The organism is Streptomyces sp. NBC_01803 (assembly GCF_035917415.1).
Taxonomy (GTDB): domain Bacteria; phylum Actinomycetota; class Actinomycetes; order Streptomycetales; family Streptomycetaceae; genus Streptomyces.
Window position 1 is genome coordinate 1,292,740 of sequence record NZ_CP109073.1, and the last position, 18,879, is coordinate 1,311,618.

The window sequence follows — 18,879 nt, forward strand, 5'->3', positions numbered from 1 at the left end:
TGGACCGAGGAAACCAACAGCGGCGGCACATGATCCACCAGCGGCAACAAGACCAACCACTACGACGGCGCGGGCCACAAACCCCCGGTGGATCACCGAGGACACCGGTCCCTGGGGCCGGGCCTGAGGAGGAGGGAACTTCTCATGCGACGGCCTGCGCTCGGCGAAGCTCGTCGCTGGGGCCGCGACGTGCGGCCACACACCCGACCCTGATCATTAACGGTCACGTTATTGCCACGGTCCGCGTTCGGGTCCAAGAAGGAGCTCCGACGGTAGCCCCGTCTGCGTTGTGCCCGGGCCGCGACCGCGCGGCCGGGGCACAACCGTTGGAACGGCCGCTTTCGGCACCGGTGCAACAGGATTCCGGGCGGGGCTGCTGGCGGCTGGGGGTTTCCGGGCGGGTGCCCGGGAGGATGTTAGGTGTCGGCCGGGGCGAGGGTGGCCAGGGTCATGGCGGTCAGCTCGGCTTCCAGACCGCCTGCCTCGGGCATGGCGCTGGCGCGGAAGGTCCGGGTGGCCAGCATGGACAGCAGCCACCAGGCGGCGGCCTCGGCGTTGATCCCGGCACGGATGCCGCCTGCCCGCTGGCCCTGGCGCAGCAGGGCGGCCAGTTCGGCGGCGAAGCGGCGCAGGCTCTCGCGGGCCGCGTCGCCGACCTCGGGGTCGGAGGTCAGGGCTGAGGCGTCGGCGAACAGGAAGCCGGGGGCACCGGGGCGGTGGAAGCGTTCGACGTGGGCCGGTTCCAGGAACCGCGCGAGCACCTGCGGCACGCTCTCCCCGCCGCGGGCCGCTTCGCCCAGCGTGTGGCACACGGATGCCACAGCGCTTTCCAGTACGGCCGCGTACAGGGCGGGCTTGGTACCGAAGTTGTTGAAGATCACCGGTTCGCTCACCCCGGCGCGGGCGGCGATGAGGGAGGTCCTGCCCCGCAGGTAGCCGGTCTCGGTGAAGACCTCGGTGGCGGCCTGAAGGATTGATGCGCGCCGCTCGGGGGCGGTCAGGCGCTTGCGGCGCGGCGGCTGTTCCGGGCGGGTCGGCGGCGGGGAGGAACTCACGCCGTTCAGGGTAGCCCGCCCCGCCCAGCAACTTAGTGGCGACTAAGCTATCGTTGTTCTTAGTCGTCACTAAGTTAGGAGTGGGGATGGATCTCAGGCATCTCCTGCACGGCCCGAACGATCCCTCGGCGCCCGGCGCGATCGGACGGGCCCGCGCGTACGAAGCCCTGTCCGCGGTGGTGTTCGCCGGGCGGCGCCGGCGGCTGTACGGGCGGCTGGTGGAACTGAGCGGCGCCCGGCCTGGCGAGCGGGCGCTCGATATCGGCTGCGGCACCGGCTATCTCGTCGGCCTGCTGGCCCATGCCGTGGCCCCGGGCGGGACGGTGACCGGCATCGACCCCGCTGCGGCGATGATCGACTACGCCCGGCGTCACGTCCGGCAGGACGGCTGCACCTTCACCCAGGGCCTGGCGGAAGAACTGCCCTGCGCGGACGGGTCGGTTGACCTGGTGGTCTCCAGCCTCGCGTTCCACCACATCCCCGAAGACCGGCGCGAGCGGGCGCTTGCGGAGATGTTCCGAGTGCTGCGTCCGGGCGGGCGGCTGCTGCTCGCCGACTTCCGCCCGCCCCGGGGGCGGGCGGCCCGGCGCCTGGTCGGCGCGACGGCCGGCCCGGCCATGCGGGACAACCCGGTCGACCTGATGACGCCCATGGTCCGCGGCGCCGGCTTCGGCGCATGCACCTCGGGGGATATGCGCCCATTCCTGCACTGGGTGCGGGCGGCCAGGCCGGCCGCGGCGGCGAGCCGGTGAACCGCCGCCCGTCCCGGGGCGTCCTGCGCCATCTGACCCTCGTGCCGGTCCTCGCCGGAGTGGCCTGGCACGTGTGGCGGGGAAGTTCGGCCGGGCTCGTCCTGGCCGCCGCCGCTCTCGCCGCGCACGGCGCCGCCGCGGCGCTGGGCTACTGGTGGCTGCGCCACCGCCCCAGCTGAACGATCTCCTGCTCCACCCCCGCCCGCGCGGCCACAAGCTCACGCGGGCGGGAGCGGCCTGTCAGATCCGGGCGATCAGGGCGTAGCGTTCGTCGGTCACCGCCCCACCCCACAGGACGGCATTGTCGCTGAGCCGTTCGATGCGCACCTGGTCCACCAGCGGACGCACGGCGGCGGCCAGCTCCTCGGCCGCGACGCCGTGGTGCCAGGGCAGGGTCTCGGCACCGGCAACGTAGGGCGCCCCGGCCCCTCCGGCCTCCCGCCAGCGGCCCTCGACCAGGATTAGGGTGCCGCCGAGCCGCAGCCGCCCGGTCCACTCGGCCAGGGCTGCCAGCGGATCGGGCAGCGTCCACACCAGATGGCGGGAGAGCAGGACATCGAACCGCTCCTCGCCGGTGGGCGGAGCGACGGCATCCCCGACCAGGAAACGGCCCGGCAGACCGACGGCGGCGAGTTTCGCCTGCGCCTGCTCGACCATCCGCGGGGCCAGGTCCACGCCGGTCACCCGGTGACCGGCCTCGGCCAGCAGCTCGGAGAGGGAGCCGGTGCCGCAGCCGACGTCGAGCACGTCCGCCGGGGCCGACGGCATCCAACAGGCCAGCAGCCGCGACCAGGCGGCGCGGGTCTCGGCATTCCGCAGGCCGTGGTCGGGTTCATCGTCGAAGCCCTCGGCGGCGGCGTCCCAGTAGGCGGAGATGAAGGCGGGATCCGTCATGCTCTGATCCTGCTCAGCGGGCACCGGCAGCACCGGCAGCCACGGCCGGGCGGTGCACGGGACGGGTGTGGTGGGCGAGTTCGGCGTGCGGATCGGCCCCGTGCGGGGCGTGATCGGTGTGGACGGTCGCGGCCGTCAGTCTCGGCACCGCATGGATCAGGGCGTGCTCGGCGGCAACCGCCAGCCGGTGGGCCTGGACGACGGTCAGGTCCGCCGGGACGACGATGTCGGCCTCCGCGCGCAGGGCGTGGCCGATCCACCGCATCCGCACCTGCCCCACACCCTGCACGCCGTCCACGCCCCGCAGCGCGGCCTCGGCGGCCTCGACCAGGGCCGGGTCGACGCTGTCCATCAGCCGCCGGTAGACCTCACCGGCGGCGTCCTTGAGCACGAACAGGATCGCCACGGTGATCAGCAGCCCCACGACCGGGTCCGCCCACCGCCAGCCCAGCGCCACGCCGCCGGCACCGAAGAGAACGGCCAGGGAGGTGAAGCCGTCGGTGCGGGCGTGGAGCCCGTCGGCGACCAGCGCCGCCGACCCGATCCGCCGGCCGGTGCGGATGCGGTACCGGGCCACCCACTCGTTCCCGGTGAACCCCACCAACGCTGCGGCGGATACCGCCCACAGGTGGGTGACATCCTGAGGGTTCAGCAGCCGGTCGACTGCCGTGAAGGCGGCCAGGGCCGCCGATGCCGTGATCGTCACCACGATCGCGATGCCCGCCAGGTCCTCGGCCCGGCCGTAGCCGTAGGTGTAGCGGCGGTTCGCCGCCCGCCGCCCCAGCACGAACGCCACCCCCAGCGGCACGGCCGTCAGCGCGTCACCGGCGTTGTGGATGGTGTCGCCCAGCAGCGCCACCGACCCCGACAGCGCCACGATCACCGCCTGCACCACCGTGGTCGCCCCCAGCACGGCCAGCGATATCCACAGCGTCCGCATCCCCTCCCGCGAGGTCTCCATCGCCGCGTCGACCTTGTCCGCCGCCTCGTGGCTGTGCGGCGTCACCAGATGCGCCAGCCGGTGCCACAGCCGCGCCAGCCGCGAACGCCCGTGGCCGTGCCCGCCGTGGCCCTGCCCCGAGCCGTGAACGTCGTGGTGGTGGTCTCCATGGTCGCTGTGTCCGTGGGTGTGCCCATTCCCCTTCATGACCCACACGGTGGCACACCCATTCGATTGCGGCCACAGCCGTCATACACCCCCTGACCAGGTGCGACGCAATCGCAAGTGCCCCCCGTGAGTCACTGGGAGATCGCCGCCGACCCAGCAGCGTCAAAGCGCCGGCTGCCCGGTCCGCGGGTCGGGCTCGGTCCTCAGGCGTCAGCCACGTCAAGGTCGAGACGGGGTTCATATGCAGCTCGAACCGGCCGTGGATCTCCTTGTCCGGACACCTTCGAGTGACGCCTGAACCGGCGCCGTGGCCGTGGGGAGTACAGGTCTCGTCGGGCCGCCGATCCGGTCCATCGCGGCGCGGATACGCTCGCGCTCGTCGAGGGCCGGGGTCATGCGCTCTCCTGAAGAGTCAGTCGGGTGCCGGCGTGCTGGTCGGCATAGACGCGGAGTCTGTCGGCGTTCTCCCGCAGGCGGTCGCCGATCGGCTGCGGGGTGTGGACGGCGCGTCTGTCCAGGACGTCCGCACGGTCGCGGAGTTGGGCGGCGTGGTGGTCGGTTCGGAGGATGTTGCCGCATCCGGAGACGCAGTGATCGGGGCTGGGGGTGTCCTTGACGCCAGAGCCGCTTGCGTCGTGGCGGCTTTCCCACACCCCTGACCGGACAAGACGCTCTTTCAGAAAATGCGGGCGGTCCGCTTCGATGCTGTGGGTGATCGCGCCGGTCAGGCCGACGGGCCGGTGCGGCGCACCGGCCCGTCGGGTGTTTCCGGGTGTTTCTGGTGTCAGTGGTGTCGTGCGCGCCGCTGACGGGTGATGAGGACCACTGTCGCGCCCGCGCCGAGCAGCACGGCGGTGAGGGCGATGACGCCTCCGAGGCCGGACATACCGGTTTCGGCGAGGCCGCCGCCCGGTGCCGGGGTGTTGGGCGCCGGGCCCGTCGACTGCGCCGGGGGCGGTGTCGGGGACGGCGTCGGGGACGGCGTCGGGGACGGCGTCGGCGTCGGCGTCGGCGTCGGTGTCGGTGTCGGTGTCGGGGATTCCGGCTCCGGGATGTGGACGCCGGCGTCGATCGTGTGATCGACCCCTCCTGGTGTGTCCGGCGCGGTGACCGGGGCGTAGCCGTTGCAGAGCCGGCCGGAGGTCGGCGGGGTCACATTGGAGTCATGGACCCGGTCGTCACCGGCGCGCGGCCGTGTGAACCGCAGGTCGGTGGCAGCCGGCTGGCCCGGTACCCCGCTGGTGTCCGCCGTGCAGACATCGAACTGCACGGTGTACTCGGCGCCCGGTGTCAGCTCGTAGTCCGCGCCGACCCCGCCGAAGTAGTACTCACCGGCGGCATCGGTCGTGGTCGTGGCGACCTGCTCGCCATCGGCGTCCAGGAGGTTGATCGTCGCACCCGGCAGCAGTACGTGCCCCGGGTCCTGGAGGCCGTTGCGGTCGCCGTCGTACCAGACCACGTTGCCGATCTGGATCGGTGCGTTCGCCGCGGCGTACGCGATGTCGCCGAGGCCGCCGGCCTTGCCGAACCCGTTCTGGTTCGGGCCGACGAACTCGTACGCGTTGTTGACCGGGTCGTTGCCGGGGCCGAGGCCGGTGGCGACGTCGTAGTAGCCGGTTCCGCTGGTGATGACCCGGCCGGTCGGGTCCATCTGGGTGCTGACGATCCACTGCTGCTGCGGGATATAGGCGACCGATCCCAGGGAGGACTCCTGGTGCGGCCCGGGCTGGGTCGCGGAGCCGCCGTTCGGGAAGAAGTCACCCGGGAAGTACTCGACGACGCTGCCGGGCTGGACCCCGTCAAGGGTCGGGCCCGTGGCGTGGTCGGGGCAGATTCCGGTGCCTTCCCAGTCGTACCCGCCGTCGGGCCTGGCGCAGGCCATATTGATGTCGCCGCCGGACATCCCGTTCTGCGGTGTGTCGTTGCCCGGCCTCGGGTCCAGCCCGCCCCAGCTCACGACGTCCATGAACCGGTCACGGAAGCCGAGGATCAGCGAGCCGTCGCGGGCGAAGGCCATACTGGCCAGTGCCGGCTGCGGATTGATCATCGCGCCGGCCGGCTGGAAGGAGTCCCAGTCCGCCAGGTCGGTGTTCCACGGGTTCCAGTGGTTGACCTGGTCGCGGCCGGAGTTGCTGACGAGCACGTTGCCGCGCTCGAAGTCCAGCGGCTGGGACAGCACGGTGGTGAATTCCTCGCCGTCATAGGTGGCGACGACGGCCCTCAGGTCCGCACGGTCCTGTGTGCTCTCGGCGCTGCACACACCCCCGACATACAGGCTGCCGTCGTGGGCGGCCACACTGAACGGACGCCAGTCCCCGGCCGACGCGCAGCCCGGGTCGGGGATCGGCACGGTCTCCTCGGGCGCCGAGGCCGTGGGCCCGGTCGCGTCGAAGCTGACCAGGCTACGAGTGAGCAGGTTCACCGCGTACAGGGTCGAGCCGTCCTCCGACAGGGCCAGGCCGCCGATACTCTCCGTGCCCGGCGCGTCGGTAAACCCGGCGTCCTTGATCAGGTTGTCGGTGTCGTGCGGTGTCTCCGCCGCGCCCGGCACCGTCGCGAACAGCGCCGGGGCACCGCCGTCGGCCGGCTGGACGTAGATCGCGCCACCGCCCTCCGGCCCGTACTCGGTGTACCGCCGGGCGAACGCCGACTGGAACAGCTGGTCGCGGTACCGGTCGTAGGCCAGCCCGTAGGTCGTGCCCACCTGGTCCTGGGTGTTGAGGACCTCCGGGCACGCCTCCTGCTCGGGACAGGTGCCCCGGGCGTCCGTCCCGAACGCCACCAGTGCCCGGGTGTCCGTCCCGCCCGCGCCGCTCTGGATCGGCACGAAGTAACGGGAGTCGGGCAGTGCGTAGTCGGCAGGGTTCCAGACCCCGGTGGTCACCGAGTCGTCCTTGCCGTCCGAGACGTCCACGAACGTGGTGAAGCTGTCGAAGTGGTTCGGCTCGGTCGAGGCGGGCGCCGCCCGCAGATAGTCCTGGTAGGGTTCCGGGACGGTGACGTCGACCCGGTACCGGCCGCCGGTCAGCTCGCTCGACGGCGGCACGACGACCCTTCCCGTGGCATCCGTGACACCGGTGACACGGTTGCCCTCGAGGTCGAGGACATCGACCTGGATTCCCCGCTGGGGCACATCCATGGTCGCGTTGATCACGCCGGTGCCGAAGAAGTCCCGCAGTACCTCGACGGTCAGGGTGCCGTCGGGGGCCGCGGCTCCGGCCTGCCCGGCGCCGGTCAGGATCATGCCCGCGCCGCCCCCTACCAGGAGCACACCAGACAGCCCCATCCGCAGCAGTACACCTAATCGCATAGCGCTCCTCTCGTCCTGAGCTAATGCAAACCCAGCGACTTCCGCGCAGAGACTACAGTTGACCAGCCGTAAGTGTCTGGCCAACCCCGGAGTTTGAGGGTGCCTCGGTGCGAACTGTTATGCTCGCGCCGCGTGCGGAGCATGTGGAGCAGTAGAGCCCGGGACGTCAGAGCGCGGGGCATCAAGGCGCGGAGCAGCAGCGCGCGGGACACCAACATCAAGCAGCGTCGCCGGTGGCCACGATTACGTTGGGCAGCGGCAGCCGTCGTCTGCGTCGCGGCTGCCGCGACCAGCGCCCTCGTCCTCCTCGGCGACGGCGATGGCCCCGCCGCCCCGCGGGCGTTGACCTCGGACGAAGTGAACCGGCTGGCAGTCACGCGATTCCTCAACTACCAGGCCGGAGGCCGGGCAGTGACGATCAACGTGCCGAACGTCGCCGGTGGGCTGGTCATCACCGCATCAGTCGACTACCGCACCCACACCGGTTACGGGGTGGTGCGAGGGACCGGGCACGACACGTCCAGCGACGGGCTGATCCGGTGGACGGCCACCACCGTCCTCGTTCACCCGATGGCGGACCCCCCGGCAGCTGTCCCGGCGTCGCCGCCCGCGTCCGGTTGGTACAGCCGTCCGCTGCTGACATCCGGCATGACCCTGGACAGTGCGCTGGCCATCGTGCTCGACCTCGGCAGCGACCGGCCGGACAACGCCGCGCTGCTGCCGCAGAACGGCGCCACCTGGGTCGGGCAGGAGCAGGTACGCGGCCATCGGACGGACATCATGAGCGGGCCGCGTGCCCAGGCCGATTCCAGTGCCAGCGGCGAAGCCGACGCCGAGTCCGGTGCCGACGTCCCTGGCGGCGACACCAGCACCAGTACGTCACAGACCGTGCGTTACTGGATCGGCTCGGACGGCACCATGTACCGGGTTGAGGTCGGTATCGCCTCCGCGCCCGAGCCGGTGGTCTTCGACTTCGACACCCAGACGTATGTCCCCGTCCAGCCGCTGCCCGGAGCCGCCCCGACGCCGTAGCCGCCGCTCATGAGGTCCGTACCCGCGCGCCGTCGGCGAGCAGTGACGGCGACGGCAGCGCGATGTCCGCGATGACCGGCAGCGCCGGAACGTCCGGCACGACGGTGGCGCCGACCGTGCCGGCCTCCGGGAACTCCGGCTGCGGGCCGGGCGCGGCCACGTCGGTGAAAGGAATGCCCGCGGGCGCCGCCGGGCCGCGCCAACTGCCGGAGGGCGTGGGGGATGTGGCGGGGACAGGGCAGGACGCGGTGGACGCGAGCCCCGCGGGCACGGTCGTCAGAAGCTCGTTCCCCTCCAGGCAGTTGCCCTGTCCCTGGGTGGCGGTGGGGAACGTCCAGCCGATGTCGACGCCGTTGGCGGTGAAGGTGTTGTCCGTGATCCGGTTGCGGTCCGCCGTCAGGTCGGCGGTCGCGGTGATCATGAGCCCGGCGTTGGTGTTGCCGGTGACCCGGTTGTGGATGAACCGGTTGTCGCTGCCACCGTCGACGCCGATGCCGATGCCCCAGCCGCCGTCGGCCTGTTCGGGGGTCTGCGGCTGCTGGTTGTCCGCGATCAGGTTGCCCGCGATGACGGCGTCGCGCTGCGGGAGCAGTTTCTCCTGGTGGTCGGAGTTGATGGTCAGTCCGACACGGTTGCCGACCAGACGGTTGCCGACCACATACATGTCACCACTGGCGTTGGTGCCCTCGTAACCGACCGCGTTGAGTTCGGAGACGTTGTCCCGCACCACGATCCGGCACGGCCTGCACTGGCCGACATAGATCCCCGAGTCCGCCCCGCCCGAGGTGTAGGAGTGCTCGATGACACCGTTCTGCGCGGAGAACGCGTAGATGCCATAGAGGCCGTTACGGGTCGCGGTCACATGCGATACCAGGAACGATTCCAGGAGGCTGACAGGTTCGTCGCCGGTGTCGTAGCCACCGCTCCCCGGCAGTGCGGTGACCGCCGCCGCCGAACCGGTGACCAGCACCCCGTTGTGCGTGTTGTTCCGGACGGTCAGGTTCTCCACGGCCACCCCGGGCGCCGTGACGACCACACCGTTCGGCCGCCGCACCTGCCCGTCGATGACCACCTCTGCCCGGGACTCGCCCCGCAGAGTGATGCGCTCCGTGTCGATCAGCACCGACTCGTGGTACACGCCCGGCGCCACCAGTACCAGGTCACCGGGCCGGGCCAGGGACACCGCGTCCGAGATCGTCGGAGCGTCGGCAGGCACCCGGATCGTCACCTCCGCGCCGTCCGGCCGCCGACCCTCGCCCGATCCGTCGTCGCCACCGCCGCTACAGCCGGTCACCAGCGCCAGTGTGCCCAGGGCAGCCGTCATCACGCGAAGAGCCAATCGAGACATGATCCCAGTCTGGCACGGCGTCGCCCCGTCGGAACGTCGAACTCCCGCTCACCATATGATGGTTGAACGGCAGCCTCAGGCCGGGTGTGGCATTGTACGCATCATGCACCGCGCCGACCTTCCCCCGTCACGCCGCGCGTTCCTCGATGTCACGGGCGCCACGGTGGCCGCCGGTCTCCTCGCCGTTTGCTCAGGGGACTCCGCCCGGTCCGACCGGTCCGGCGATCCCGCCCCTTCCACGTCGACCACGCCCACGCCGGTCGCGGTGACGGGCCGGCATCAGGCGGGCGTGACACTTCCCCGGTCGGCCCAGCCCCACCTGCTGGCCCTGGTGGCCGACCTCGGCGCCACGGTGATGCCCGGCCCTCTACTGGCCGAACTCGGCGAGACCATCCGGACCCTCACCGCCGGGTCCGACCCACGCCTGCTGGGCCGGTCCCCGGGCGATGTGACCGTGACCGTCGGCGTGGGCCCACGGCTGGTACGGACGGCCGGTGCCACACTGCCCGGCGCGGCCGACCTCCCGCGGTTCTCCCGCGAGCGTGTCGCCTCGCGGGAACGCGGCGGTGATCTGCTGATCCAGATCTGCGCCGGCGACGCCCTGCTCCTGCCGGTCGCTGCCGCCGCGCTCCTGGACCAGGCCGGCGACCGCATCCAGGAGCGCTGGCGGCAGTTCGGACGCCGCGGTACGGAGGTGCCCGTGGCCGAGGACCGCTCCGCACCGCGCAACCTGCTCGGTTTCATCGACGGCATCGTGGGCCCGCACACCACCGCCGAGCAGGAACGTGACCTGTGGCTGGCCGGCCCCCCCGCGGTCGCCAGCGGCACCCTGGCCGTACTGCGGCGCATGGAAATCGACCTGACACGGTTCGCCGCCCTGTCCGTCGCCGAGCAGGAGGCCGTCTTCGGGCGGCGCCGGGCCAGCGGCGTACCCCTCTCCGGCGGCAGCGTCGACTCGGCCCCCGGACTCAGCGCCAAGACACCCGACGGGCGCTATCTCATCCCCGTGGACGCCCACGTACGCAGGGCGAACCCCACTGTGGTCGGCGTCGGCCATATGCTCCGCCGCTCCTACAGCATCGACGACCCTGCCCCCGGTCTGCTCTTCATCAGCTTCCAGAACGACCTGCGGACCTTCACGGCCACGCTCGCCCGCATGGACACCTCCGACGCGCTGCTGCCCTTCACCACCACGACCGCCAGCGCGACCTTCCTGATCCTCCCCGGCTACGACCCGCGACGCCCGCTCGGTTCCACCCTGTTCGGCTGATCCACGATCACCACATGTGACCTCCGCGGATATGAATCGACGGTATCGTCCAGCGGCCCGACCCTGAGACGTTCGGACACCACACGGTGTCCCCGCGATCAGGGGTCCCTCAAGCTAGGTGGCTCCGCCCGGGAGGCTGCTTCGTGGCCACCACGGGACACGGCGAGTGGACCGGAACCGAGGAGAACTGGCTCGGGGGCGGCGCCCCGATGTGGTGGAACCATGCGGATGCTGGTACCAACCGTGAGCGGATCGAACAGGCCGGCATGACGGTCGAGCGGGAGGATTCATCCCTAAGGGCGACAGCGGACATGCCCTGTTCTGGGCACGCCGCCCTTGACACTCCACCGCCTCATCCAGCCCACCGGCCGGATACGCGCCAGCGGCCAGACCTACGCCCTCACTCCCGCCGCCCAGGCGCTCGCCCCCTCCGTACACGCCCTGAGCACCTGGCACCAGCAGCACCGGCCCGCCCGCTCAGGGGCAGCCCGCAGGCCGCCGCCACATCGAAGCGGTCGACCACCGCCTCCTCCGGCAGGACCCCGAGGGCGCGGCAGGTGCCCGTCACCTCAACTGGCAACGCCGTCAAGGCGCAGGCGAACGCGTCCATCACGATCAACTCCAGAACGTGGAGAGTGGGAGGTCAGGGGAACGGGGGCTGTCGGCCGCCGCAGCGGCCGGGGGGTAACCAGCCCGTCGAAGACCTGCCACCGGAGCGGGTACCAGGGGGTTCAGGGCAGTGCGTCGGTCATTCGGCTGGTGGCTGCGGCGTGTTCGACCGGCCAGTGTGAGAGGAGGTCGTGGAGTGTGTCGCGCTGCAGGGTGACGCGGAGGGCGTGGTGGTCGGACAGGCCGGTCATGTCGATGACTTCGACGTTCTCCACGGCGGGTGTCAGTGCGGCGGAGAGGTAGATGCGGTCGATGCGGCGGGCCGGGCCGTGTGTCGGGCTGGCCGCGATGGTGGGTGCGAGCACATCTGGTTTGCCGCACACGCCTGCGAGGTGGCGGGCGGTGTCGAACAGGCCGGCGGTGTGGAGGTTCTCGTCCGCGACGGTGTCGATGACCCGCTGCCGGCCGGTCCCGGGGCGGCTGCGGTGCGCGCGGTGGGGCATGTCGCGGATCAGGGGCAGCTTCGGGACTGCCGTGTCCCCGTCAGGGCCGGGGACAGGGTCGGAGTTGAAGTCGCCGCCGATCAGTGCCGGGAGTTGCGTCTGGTCGTTGTAGCCGTCAATGTGGCGCCACTTGTCGGCCAGGCGTGTCAGCCAGGCGGATTCCAGTTCGCGCAGGGGCGCGGAGTCGTAGGCGAGGTGGACGCTGCCGCAGACGATCGGCACGGTGGTGCCGTCCAGGATCACGCTCAGGACCGTGGGCGGCAGTTCCCACAGGCCGAGGCCGACTTCGTTCGCCCAGTTGCGGACGGGGCGGAAGGCGTCGGAGATGTACAGGGCGGTCGCTCCGGGACCGGGGCCGAGCCAGCCCCGCATCCCCAGCATTTCTTCGGAGTCATACCAGAGCTCCGACTCGCGCCCCGCCGCGGCGCACCCGACGAGTTCCTGGCGCAGTAGCAGGTCCGGGTGGAGCGAGCGGAGACGTTCGTGCATGGCCGTCCACTTGGCGCGGTCGCCGCCGCCGTTCCTTTCAAAGTCGCTGGTCACGACGGTGATCTGATGAGCCATGGGCTGGAATTCCCTCGGGGTTCGGGGTGGATGGGGCAGGAAGGGGTTCCGTCACGTGGTGATGCCAGTGCGGGCCGACCATGTGGCCGGGCATCGATCTCCGTGCCGGTGGGCGGCAGGGTGTGACCGGTCCGGACACGGGTCAGGCCGGCACGGTCGGCCAGGGCGCAGACGCTGTTGACGAAGTGGAAGGGAAGCGCCCTCACGTGCAGGCGGTGGTTTCCGGGTCGAAGGTGCGCAGGCAGGCGGGGCAACCTGCCCCGGGGACGTCGTTGCGTCGGATGGGGCAGCCGTGGTTCAGCTCGGCGAAGGTCCCGGTGATGGCCGCCCAACAGGCCGCGCGGATCCGCGCGGCGATCCTCGGTGCGCACCAGGAATCCAGGTCGTCGCGGGAAACCCATCGCACCTGCGGTGGCAGTGGGCCGCTGTCCCCCGGCGGGACGGCCCATTCCGGAACGTGCCCAGCGTTGTAGACCAGGTGGATCCGCGCTGCCGCTGCGGCCGGGCGCCGGTCCTGGCGCGGGCTACGTGGTCGGTGCTGGGAGACAGGCGTAGCGGCTGCGGTGCCCGGCGGAAGGAAGTCCTTGGCGACCAGCCGCAGCAGCGTCACGCGGAGACCGGTCGCGTCCCGCACGGCCGAGGCGGTCGCCTCCCAGTCCCGGGCACCATCCGGCACGACGGCGCCTGGGAGCCGGAAGTGCTCCTCGCCGGGAGGGCGCATCAGCAGCAGGTGACCCCTCGGGCTGGCCAGGAGTGCCTCACCGAGGATCGCCGTCGGGAGTGGGCCGGGGAAAGCTGGAGGCACGGAGAGATCCTTCGTCGTGCGGAGGCGGGGACGGGGCCGGATGACCGGGGGGTCACTCTGGAGGTGGGAGAAAGAGCGGTGCCGTAGCCGGGTTCGGCGATACCGTCCGCTGGGGCCGCTGCCGACACACCGCGGCGCGGACACGGTGGGCCGTGGGAGGCGCGCAGTGGGCGTTGAGGTTCCTCGGGGAAGATCCACCGGACTTCGCAGCCGTCGCCCGGTGCGGGGACTTCGTTGTCGACGTCCCGCGGTCGTAGACGTGCATGTGCGTGCCAGGCCAGCCCGTGTCCTCGACCGGCGGCAGCCAGTCCACGGCCACCAGGACGTCGCGGGTGAACTTCGATGCCGGCCTGGTCGAGCGGCTCGTGGACGACCGTCCCCCACAACGGCTCGCCCGGCCGCGGACTCCCCCGGGCAACCGGAAGAACGGCCGGCCGACGGCCGGATCATCAGGACGACACCGGCCTCGCCGAGGATCAGGGCCTGGCCCTCGATCCGGTACTGCGGCGGGCATACGGCGGTGGTCATCGGAAGGCTCCATCGCAGGCGGGGGCTTCGGATACGGCGGTGTCAGGCGACGGGTATACGGCCGGTGATCAGCGCCGCTTTCAGGGACCGCGCGGCGGCATGGACGACGTCGGGCGACAGGCACATGGCCTGCGCGCCCAGGGCGCGCATGTCGGCCGGGTTGTCCCGGCCGGCGGCCAGGCCCGCCCACACCAGACAGTGGGCACGCCAGTCGTCCCGCCCCAGGGCGGCGAACTCCCGCTCGGCCAGCCGCAGAGCCTGGATCGCGGCGGCCCGGTCACCGGCCCGGCAGGCCGCCTCGCCGATGCGGGCCAGCACGACAGCGGCCTCGCACAGGAACCCCGCGTCGAGCAGCACGCGGCGCGCCACCTCCAGCACGTCGGCAGCGCGGGCCGTGTCCGACAGATCACCCGAACCGGGTCCGCGACCGCTGTTCGTCGTCACCGTTCCCCGCCTCCTTCCGGCACGGTGACCGTGCACCAGGTGCGCGGACCGTCCGTGCCCCACCCGGCGGACAGCGCCTCAACGATGGCCATCCCCCGGCCGCTCTCCGCCTCAGGACCCGCCTCCCGGACGTACGCCCGCCCAGGCGACCCGTCATCAACGGCGAGCAGCAGCACACCCCCGCCGTACGTCAGGCACGCCCAGATCCGCTCAGCCGCACCGTGAACCACAGCGTTGGTGACCAGCTCACTGCACAGGAGCAGCACCTCGTCCACTACACCCGTCAACCCCCAGGCGACGAGCGCCTCCTGAACGCACACACGCGCTGCCCGCGGCGCCCGGTCGTCGCGCGCCATCTCCCACTCGCGGACACCTTCCGGCGAAGGGTTCGGGGCGTCCGGGACGGGGGCCGCCACTCCGCGGTGTCGCCGCGCCTTCATCGGGTCCCCTGGCTGATGAGAAGGGCCTCAGCGAGGCAGCGCGCGAGCTGGATCGGGCTGGTCAGGTGGGGAGGCAGGCCGAAGAGAAACTCTGGCTGGCGCAGCCACCTGGTCAACGACGCGGCGGTGGCTGCCGGAGCCGGGACCTCGATCATCTGCCCCCGCCCCAGGCAGACGGGGTGCGGAGCCCGCGCGGGCCACTGGGTGGCCGCCACCATGTCGGGCCACCGGGCCTCGACGCCAACCGGAACGAGGAGGGCGCCGACCGGAAACGATGGAACGACGAAGGCCGGACCGAGTTGCTGCTCGTACCTGTCGAGCAGTCGGTAGGCCGTCTCGATCAGAGACAGATCGCACACCACGGCGTCGAACGTGATCCCGCAGCGCAACCGTCGGGGGACGACCGGGTTCTCGGCCCACACCCCGTCAGCTCCCAGTACCGACGCGGCACGGGCCAGACATGTGGTCAACGCCTGATCTTCTGGCGGCGGCACGGTATGCATCACCATCAGGTAGCTCCCCTACAACCGACCTCACTGCTGAGTCAGCACGCACGGTGCGCGCCGCATCACCTAGTGCAGCGAAGCTCCGGGGGTGTGAACAGGTCTTTCCGCTTGCCTCCCGGCGGCCTTTCGCTGGCCTTCGACCGGCCCTTTGAGGCGCGTGCCGCCGTTGCGCCGGATGGAGGCTCCTTTGAACCTCGGGGAGCCGTTACCGTGAGGTGAGGTGAGAGAACCGAGAGGTGCCCATGGTGGTGGCGAGCGACGGAGTCAACGTTCCGCTGCGAGGTCTGCGCACCGCGAGGAAACGCACTCAAGAGGAGATCGTCCAGGATCTCCAGGCGTGCGCGGACCGCATGTACGCCGAGGGGGAGATCGCCAGGCGCGCGAGCTTCAGCCTCCGGCAGTACCGGAAGTGGGAGGCGGCGAACCCACCGATGCCACACCCGTTGAGCCAGCGCGTCCTCGAAACGCACTTCCAAAAGCCGATGGCCCAACTCGGATTCGCGACATCCGCTGCGTGCGGCCGGGCGGAGAGTGACGCCTCGCGGACCGCTCAGGCCCGCACTCCGCCTACTGCTCTCGGGACCACGGCCGGGAGCCCATCTCCCATCTCGTTCGCGTCGTCTGTGGCGGCGCCTGGCGAAGCAGGTGATCCTACGGACCGACGCAACGCGCTCGCCATGCTCGGTGGAACCGCTCTGAGCCCGCTGACGACTCCCGAGTCCGCCAGCGCCGACACCATCCGGAATTACACCCGACAGGCGACTCACAGCGAACTCTCGCCCGGAGACATCGAGTCCCTGGAACTGGCGGTGCACCACCTCGCTGATGCCTACTCGACCTTTCCACCACGTGACCTCTGGCCCCTCGTGATGACCTATCGTCACCGGGCTGCCGAACTGTCGGAACTCCGCCACACATTGCGCGAAGGGCGAGACCTGGCTCACCATGCCGGAATGCTCTCGGTCATCCTCGCCTGGATCGCACACGATCTGGGCCGTGGGGACCTGGTGAACGCCCTGTGCGATGACGCCTGGCACGCCGGCGAACAGGCCCAGGCCACAGAGATCTGCGCGTGGGCGGAGGATGTTCGGGCCACCGATGCCCTGTACGACAACCGGCCGCTGGACGCTCTGACCGCCGCGACTCGCGGCCTGGCCGTGGCTCCCCGGCATGGCAACGCGGCCATCCGGCTGTCTGCTCAGCTCACCCGCGTCCAGGCGCGGCTCGGGAACCACGAAGCCTTTACGGAGGCAGCCTCCCGCACGCATCGCTACCGTGACAGCATCCCGCTTCACGGTTCCGGGCTCTTCGCCGTTGACGCCGTCCGCCTCTTGTCCTTCGACGCGTCCTCACATGGCTGGCTGGGCGACCACCAACGTGCCCGCCAGGCGGCAGAGGAGGCCATCCACCACTACCAGGCCGTCTCGAACCCTCGCCACGCACCGACTCGACTGGCCATCGCCCGACTGGATCTCTCGCTCGCCCACGCCGCGCTGGCGGAACCCGACGCCGCGATCGCTGCGGCACGGCAGGCACTGGCCAGCGACCGCCTGGTGCAGCCCATTCGCGACCGCGCGACGCAGGTCCGTCGCAGCCTCCTGTACCGCTATCCCGCGCTCCCGGAGGTCCGGTCGTTCGGGGAAGAACTGCGCAGTCTCACGGCCTGATGATCGGCAGCGTCACCATGAGCTGCCCCGAGTTTCGTGAAGTCCGGTTTAGCTGGCGCCGGTTGGTGCCAGGGTGGTGGTCGAACGGTAGTAGGTTGCTTCGTGCTCGGCAGGGGGTAGGTTGCCGATCGCGGAGGGCAGCCGGCGGTGGTTGTACCAGCTGATCCATTCCATACACGCCGTAGTTGGCGGCATGCACCTCCCTGATCTGCTCGGTCAGGACGGCGTCGCGCTGGGCGCGGGCCGATAGGGGCCGACGCTTGCGGCCGTAGTAGGTGCCCGGGCACAGGTCCAGGACTCTGCACACTGGCTCGACCCCGAAGTCATCGAGGAGGTGATCGACCACAGCGACTACTTCGTCTGGGGCTGGCCGAGCTCCGCGGCGAAAAACGCGCCTGGCCGCCTTCAGGATCTCGTTGGCCCGCTTCAGTTCGGCGTTCTCCTTGCGCAGCCGCTTGAGTTCCTCTCGCTCGGCCGATGACATCTGTTCCGGACGCTTGCCGGCGTCGGCCTCGGCCTGACGCACCCAGGTCCGCAGCGCTTCCTTGTGTATGCCCAGGTCCCGAGCAATCTGCGCGATCGGCCGGTCCGACTCCAATGCCAGGCGCACCGCCCGGTCGCGGAGTTCCTGAGGGTACTTCCGTGGTGCCGCCATCGACGGTCATTCTCCTCCCTGCCAGCCCTGATCATGACTGGCTTGAAGGACTTCACCGAACCCGGGGCAGCTCATGCCGTCGGCTGAAGCCATCTTGCCGGACGCGCGGCCACCGGTAAGGGTTTGTGCCTCGAGGATGGGGGTCTGGGCGGAAGCTACGGCATCAAGATGCCCCGTGCCCAGTTGGTTTCTCGAGCCAATGGGGGTGGGGGCGATCGTCGTGGAGGGCTGCGACGATCGGATGCCTCACGTCGTCAGGCGATGGCTTGCCGCCACTGCGCCGACCACGTCTTTGTGGCCTCGGCCTCGTCGTTCCTGCCCAGTTCCCGGAGTGTGTGGATCTGTCCGTCCAGGACTTCCAGGAGTCGCGGTATGTACTCGGCGGGGTTCCGCTCGGCCGGCTGGGCGAGGAGGGCCACGGCCTCGGCGTATGCCTCCAGGGCTTCGGCGTGCTGTGCCAGTTGCACGTGGCAGAGGGCGGTCCGGTGGCGTACACGTGAATGCGGCCAGTCAGGTACGGCGATACGTCCCCACCCGGAAGGTGGTCGAACACAGCTCGAAGGGCCGAGGGCTGCCCGATTCTCCAGGGCGCGGAACACGAAGGGCCGCCAAGAGCGCTCACCGGGATCGCTACGCGATGGCACGGCGCCGCACCCTGGATGGCGGCGGGTTGGCCGCCTTGTGGCGTCTGATGGGTTCCGTCAGCCGCAGCAGGAACAGGAGCAGGCGGTCACCCTCACGTCGTCGAGCACCGGGCCCGCGGCGCCCTGGGTGGTACTGGCGAACGCCAGCGTCGTGGTGGTGCCGGAGGCCACGAAGGTCACCTGCCGCTTCACGTAGCCCATGTTGGTCTTGGTCTTGCCGGTGATGTCGAACGCGAAGTCCTGGAAGACCTGACCGTCGACGAGGACCTGCCCGGTCTTCACGGTCGGGCCGGAGTCGACGTTGCCGGCCACCGCGTAGGTCACCGTGTACGTCGTCCCAGGAGTCGTGGTGAAGGTCTGGGCCACCGTTCCCGGCTGGAGGGCGTTGAGGTCGACGGACTGGTTGCCCTCGGCGGCCTGCCAGAAGCCGCTGTGGATCAGGTCCACGCCCCCGCTGGTGACCAGCCACGGGCCGATGGACTGCCCCGCGCTGAACGTGGCGTACGAGTTGGCCGGCACGGTGGGGTACTCGAAGCTCCCGTCGTCGAAGTAGCTGACGAGGATGGACTGCTGGGGCGCGGGGCCCGCCATGCCGGCACTGTCTGCGGACACGGCCAGCGCGGTCCCGGTCCCGCTCCCGAAGACGAGCACGCCCGCCATGCCGATCGCGGCCAGCACGGTGCGGTTGACCACCATGTTCCCTCCCTGGTGATGGGTTCGTCGCCCTGATGGGCGCCGTTGACCT

18 protein-coding genes and 1 pseudogene are annotated in these 18,879 nt (G+C 70.8%); 6 read left to right on the forward strand and 13 right to left on the reverse strand.

Annotated features, from left to right (window positions below):
• Positions 1-416: 416 nt before the first annotated feature.
• Entirely contained in the window at positions 417-1,055 is a 639-nt protein-coding gene (locus OIE51_RS05260) for a TetR/AcrR family transcriptional regulator (RefSeq protein WP_326595876.1), read from the reverse strand.
• Between the two features lie 86 nt (positions 1,056-1,141).
• Between OIE51_RS05260 and OIE51_RS05265 the strand changes: the two genes are divergently transcribed.
• On the forward strand, positions 1,142-1,807 hold the full coding sequence (locus OIE51_RS05265) for a class I SAM-dependent methyltransferase (protein WP_326595878.1): 666 nt from the start codon (positions 1,142-1,144) through the stop codon (positions 1,805-1,807).
• Positions 1,804-1,986: a hypothetical protein gene (locus OIE51_RS05270; protein WP_326595880.1), complete on the forward strand. Its 183-nt coding sequence runs from the start codon at positions 1,804-1,806 to the stop codon at positions 1,984-1,986. Before OIE51_RS05265 ends, OIE51_RS05270 begins: the two co-directional genes overlap by 4 nt.
• 61 nt (positions 1,987-2,047) lie before the next feature.
• On the opposite strand, the gene OIE51_RS05275 is transcribed toward OIE51_RS05270, so the two are convergent.
• Positions 2,048-2,701 (reverse strand): class I SAM-dependent methyltransferase, encoded by a 654-nt coding sequence (locus OIE51_RS05275; protein ID WP_326595882.1) that lies wholly within the window; start codon positions 2,699-2,701, stop codon positions 2,048-2,050.
• A 13-nt stretch (positions 2,702-2,714) separates the two neighbouring features.
• Entirely contained in the window at positions 2,715-3,848 is a 1,134-nt protein-coding gene (locus OIE51_RS05280) for a cation diffusion facilitator family transporter (RefSeq protein WP_326595884.1), read from the reverse strand.
• 389 nt (positions 3,849-4,237) lie between these two features.
• Here OIE51_RS05280 and OIE51_RS05285 point away from each other — a divergent pair, with 389 nt between their 5' ends.
• Positions 4,238-4,468: a hypothetical protein gene (locus OIE51_RS05285; protein WP_326595885.1), complete on the forward strand. Its 231-nt coding sequence runs from the start codon at positions 4,238-4,240 to the stop codon at positions 4,466-4,468.
• A gap of 125 nt (positions 4,469-4,593) precedes the next feature.
• On the opposite strand, the gene OIE51_RS05290 is transcribed toward OIE51_RS05285, so the two are convergent.
• Positions 4,594-7,119, reverse strand: coding sequence for an SdrD B-like domain-containing protein (locus OIE51_RS05290; RefSeq protein ID WP_442811866.1), 2,526 nt, complete (start codon positions 7,117-7,119; stop codon positions 4,594-4,596).
• A 141-nt stretch (positions 7,120-7,260) separates the two neighbouring features.
• On the opposite strand from OIE51_RS05290, the gene OIE51_RS05295 reads away from it, so the two are divergent.
• The gene (locus OIE51_RS05295; protein WP_326595887.1) at positions 7,261-8,151 is read left to right on the forward strand and encodes a hypothetical protein; all 891 of its coding nucleotides are present in this window, start codon (positions 7,261-7,263) and stop codon (positions 8,149-8,151) included.
• A 7-nt stretch (positions 8,152-8,158) separates the two neighbouring features.
• On the opposite strand, the gene OIE51_RS05300 is transcribed toward OIE51_RS05295, so the two are convergent.
• Positions 8,159-9,499, reverse strand: a complete 1,341-nt coding sequence (locus OIE51_RS05300) for a right-handed parallel beta-helix repeat-containing protein (protein WP_326595888.1) — start codon at positions 9,497-9,499, stop codon at positions 8,159-8,161.
• 103 nt (positions 9,500-9,602) lie between these two features.
• Between OIE51_RS05300 and OIE51_RS05305 the strand changes: the two genes are divergently transcribed.
• Positions 9,603-10,769: a Dyp-type peroxidase gene (locus OIE51_RS05305; RefSeq protein ID WP_326595890.1), complete on the forward strand. Its 1,167-nt coding sequence runs from the start codon at positions 9,603-9,605 to the stop codon at positions 10,767-10,769.
• A 731-nt stretch (positions 10,770-11,500) separates the two neighbouring features.
• Here the strand turns inward: OIE51_RS05305 and OIE51_RS05310 are convergent.
• From OIE51_RS05310 to OIE51_RS05330, 5 genes are all read right to left on the reverse strand, one after another.
• The gene (locus OIE51_RS05310; protein ID WP_326595893.1) at positions 11,501-12,424 is read right to left on the reverse strand and encodes an endonuclease/exonuclease/phosphatase family protein; all 924 of its coding nucleotides are present in this window, start codon (positions 12,422-12,424) and stop codon (positions 11,501-11,503) included.
• A gap of 223 nt (positions 12,425-12,647) precedes the next feature.
• Positions 12,648-13,250, reverse strand: coding sequence for a hypothetical protein (locus OIE51_RS05315; RefSeq protein ID WP_326595894.1), 603 nt, complete (start codon positions 13,248-13,250; stop codon positions 12,648-12,650).
• Positions 13,251-13,820: 570 nt separating this feature from the next.
• Positions 13,821-14,222: a hypothetical protein gene (locus tag OIE51_RS05320; RefSeq protein ID WP_326595896.1), complete on the reverse strand. Its 402-nt coding sequence runs from the start codon at positions 14,220-14,222 to the stop codon at positions 13,821-13,823.
• On the reverse strand, positions 14,219-14,662 hold the full coding sequence (locus OIE51_RS05325; RefSeq protein WP_442811867.1) for an ATP-binding protein: 444 nt from the start codon (positions 14,660-14,662) through the stop codon (positions 14,219-14,221). The genes OIE51_RS05320 and OIE51_RS05325 overlap by 4 nt, the downstream gene beginning before the upstream one ends.
• Entirely contained in the window at positions 14,659-15,171 is a 513-nt protein-coding gene (locus OIE51_RS05330) for a hypothetical protein (protein WP_326595900.1), read from the reverse strand. Before OIE51_RS05330 ends, OIE51_RS05325 begins: the two co-directional genes overlap by 4 nt.
• Before the next feature lie 674 nt (positions 15,172-15,845).
• Here OIE51_RS05330 and OIE51_RS05335 point away from each other — a divergent pair.
• Positions 15,846-16,835, forward strand: coding sequence for a hypothetical protein (locus OIE51_RS05335; protein WP_326595902.1), 990 nt, complete (start codon positions 15,846-15,848; stop codon positions 16,833-16,835).
• A 430-nt stretch (positions 16,836-17,265) separates the two neighbouring features.
• Here OIE51_RS05335 and OIE51_RS26865 read toward each other — a convergent pair.
• The 3 genes and pseudogenes from OIE51_RS26865 to OIE51_RS05350 form a co-directional block, all read right to left on the reverse strand.
• Positions 17,266-17,490: pseudogene (locus tag OIE51_RS26865) on the reverse strand (transposase); the annotation flags it as partial.
• Positions 17,491-17,744: 254 nt separating this feature from the next.
• A complete protein-coding gene (locus OIE51_RS05345; RefSeq protein ID WP_326595906.1) occupies positions 17,745-17,957 on the reverse strand; it encodes a hypothetical protein in 213 nt (70 codons plus the stop codon).
• A 234-nt stretch (positions 17,958-18,191) separates the two neighbouring features.
• Positions 18,192-18,830 (reverse strand): choice-of-anchor C family protein, encoded by a 639-nt coding sequence (locus OIE51_RS05350; protein WP_326595908.1) that lies wholly within the window; start codon positions 18,828-18,830, stop codon positions 18,192-18,194.
• Positions 18,831-18,879: the final 49 nt, after the last annotated feature.

Excerpts from the sequence above, each read along its gene's own strand:
- OIE51_RS05335 (WP_326595902.1), top strand. The coding sequence starts at position 15,846 with ATGCTCGGTGGAACCGCTCTGAGCCCGCTGACGACTCCCGAGTCCGCC.
- OIE51_RS05300 (WP_326595888.1), bottom strand. The coding sequence starts at position 9,499 with ATGTCTCGATTGGCTCTTCGCGTGATGACGGCTGCCCTGGGCACACTG.
- OIE51_RS05325 (WP_442811867.1), bottom strand. The coding sequence starts at position 14,662 with ATGAAGGCGCGGCGACACCGCGGAGTGGCGGCCCCCGTCCCGGACGCC.
- OIE51_RS05295 (WP_326595887.1), top strand. The coding sequence starts at position 7,261 with ATGTGGAGCAGTAGAGCCCGGGACGTCAGAGCGCGGGGCATCAAGGCG.
- OIE51_RS05290 (WP_442811866.1), bottom strand. The coding sequence starts at position 7,119 with ATGCGATTAGGTGTACTGCTGCGGATGGGGCTGTCTGGTGTGCTCCTG.
- OIE51_RS05330 (WP_326595900.1), bottom strand. The coding sequence starts at position 15,171 with ATGGTGATGCATACCGTGCCGCCGCCAGAAGATCAGGCGTTGACCACA.
- OIE51_RS05280 (WP_326595884.1), bottom strand. The coding sequence starts at position 3,848 with ATGAAGGGGAATGGGCACACCCACGGACACAGCGACCATGGAGACCAC.
- OIE51_RS05265 (WP_326595878.1), top strand. The coding sequence starts at position 1,142 with ATGGATCTCAGGCATCTCCTGCACGGCCCGAACGATCCCTCGGCGCCC.
- OIE51_RS05305 (WP_326595890.1), top strand. The coding sequence starts at position 9,603 with ATGCACCGCGCCGACCTTCCCCCGTCACGCCGCGCGTTCCTCGATGTC.
- OIE51_RS05350 (WP_326595908.1), bottom strand. The coding sequence starts at position 18,830 with ATGGTGGTCAACCGCACCGTGCTGGCCGCGATCGGCATGGCGGGCGTG.
- OIE51_RS05275 (WP_326595882.1), bottom strand. The coding sequence starts at position 2,701 with ATGACGGATCCCGCCTTCATCTCCGCCTACTGGGACGCCGCCGCCGAG.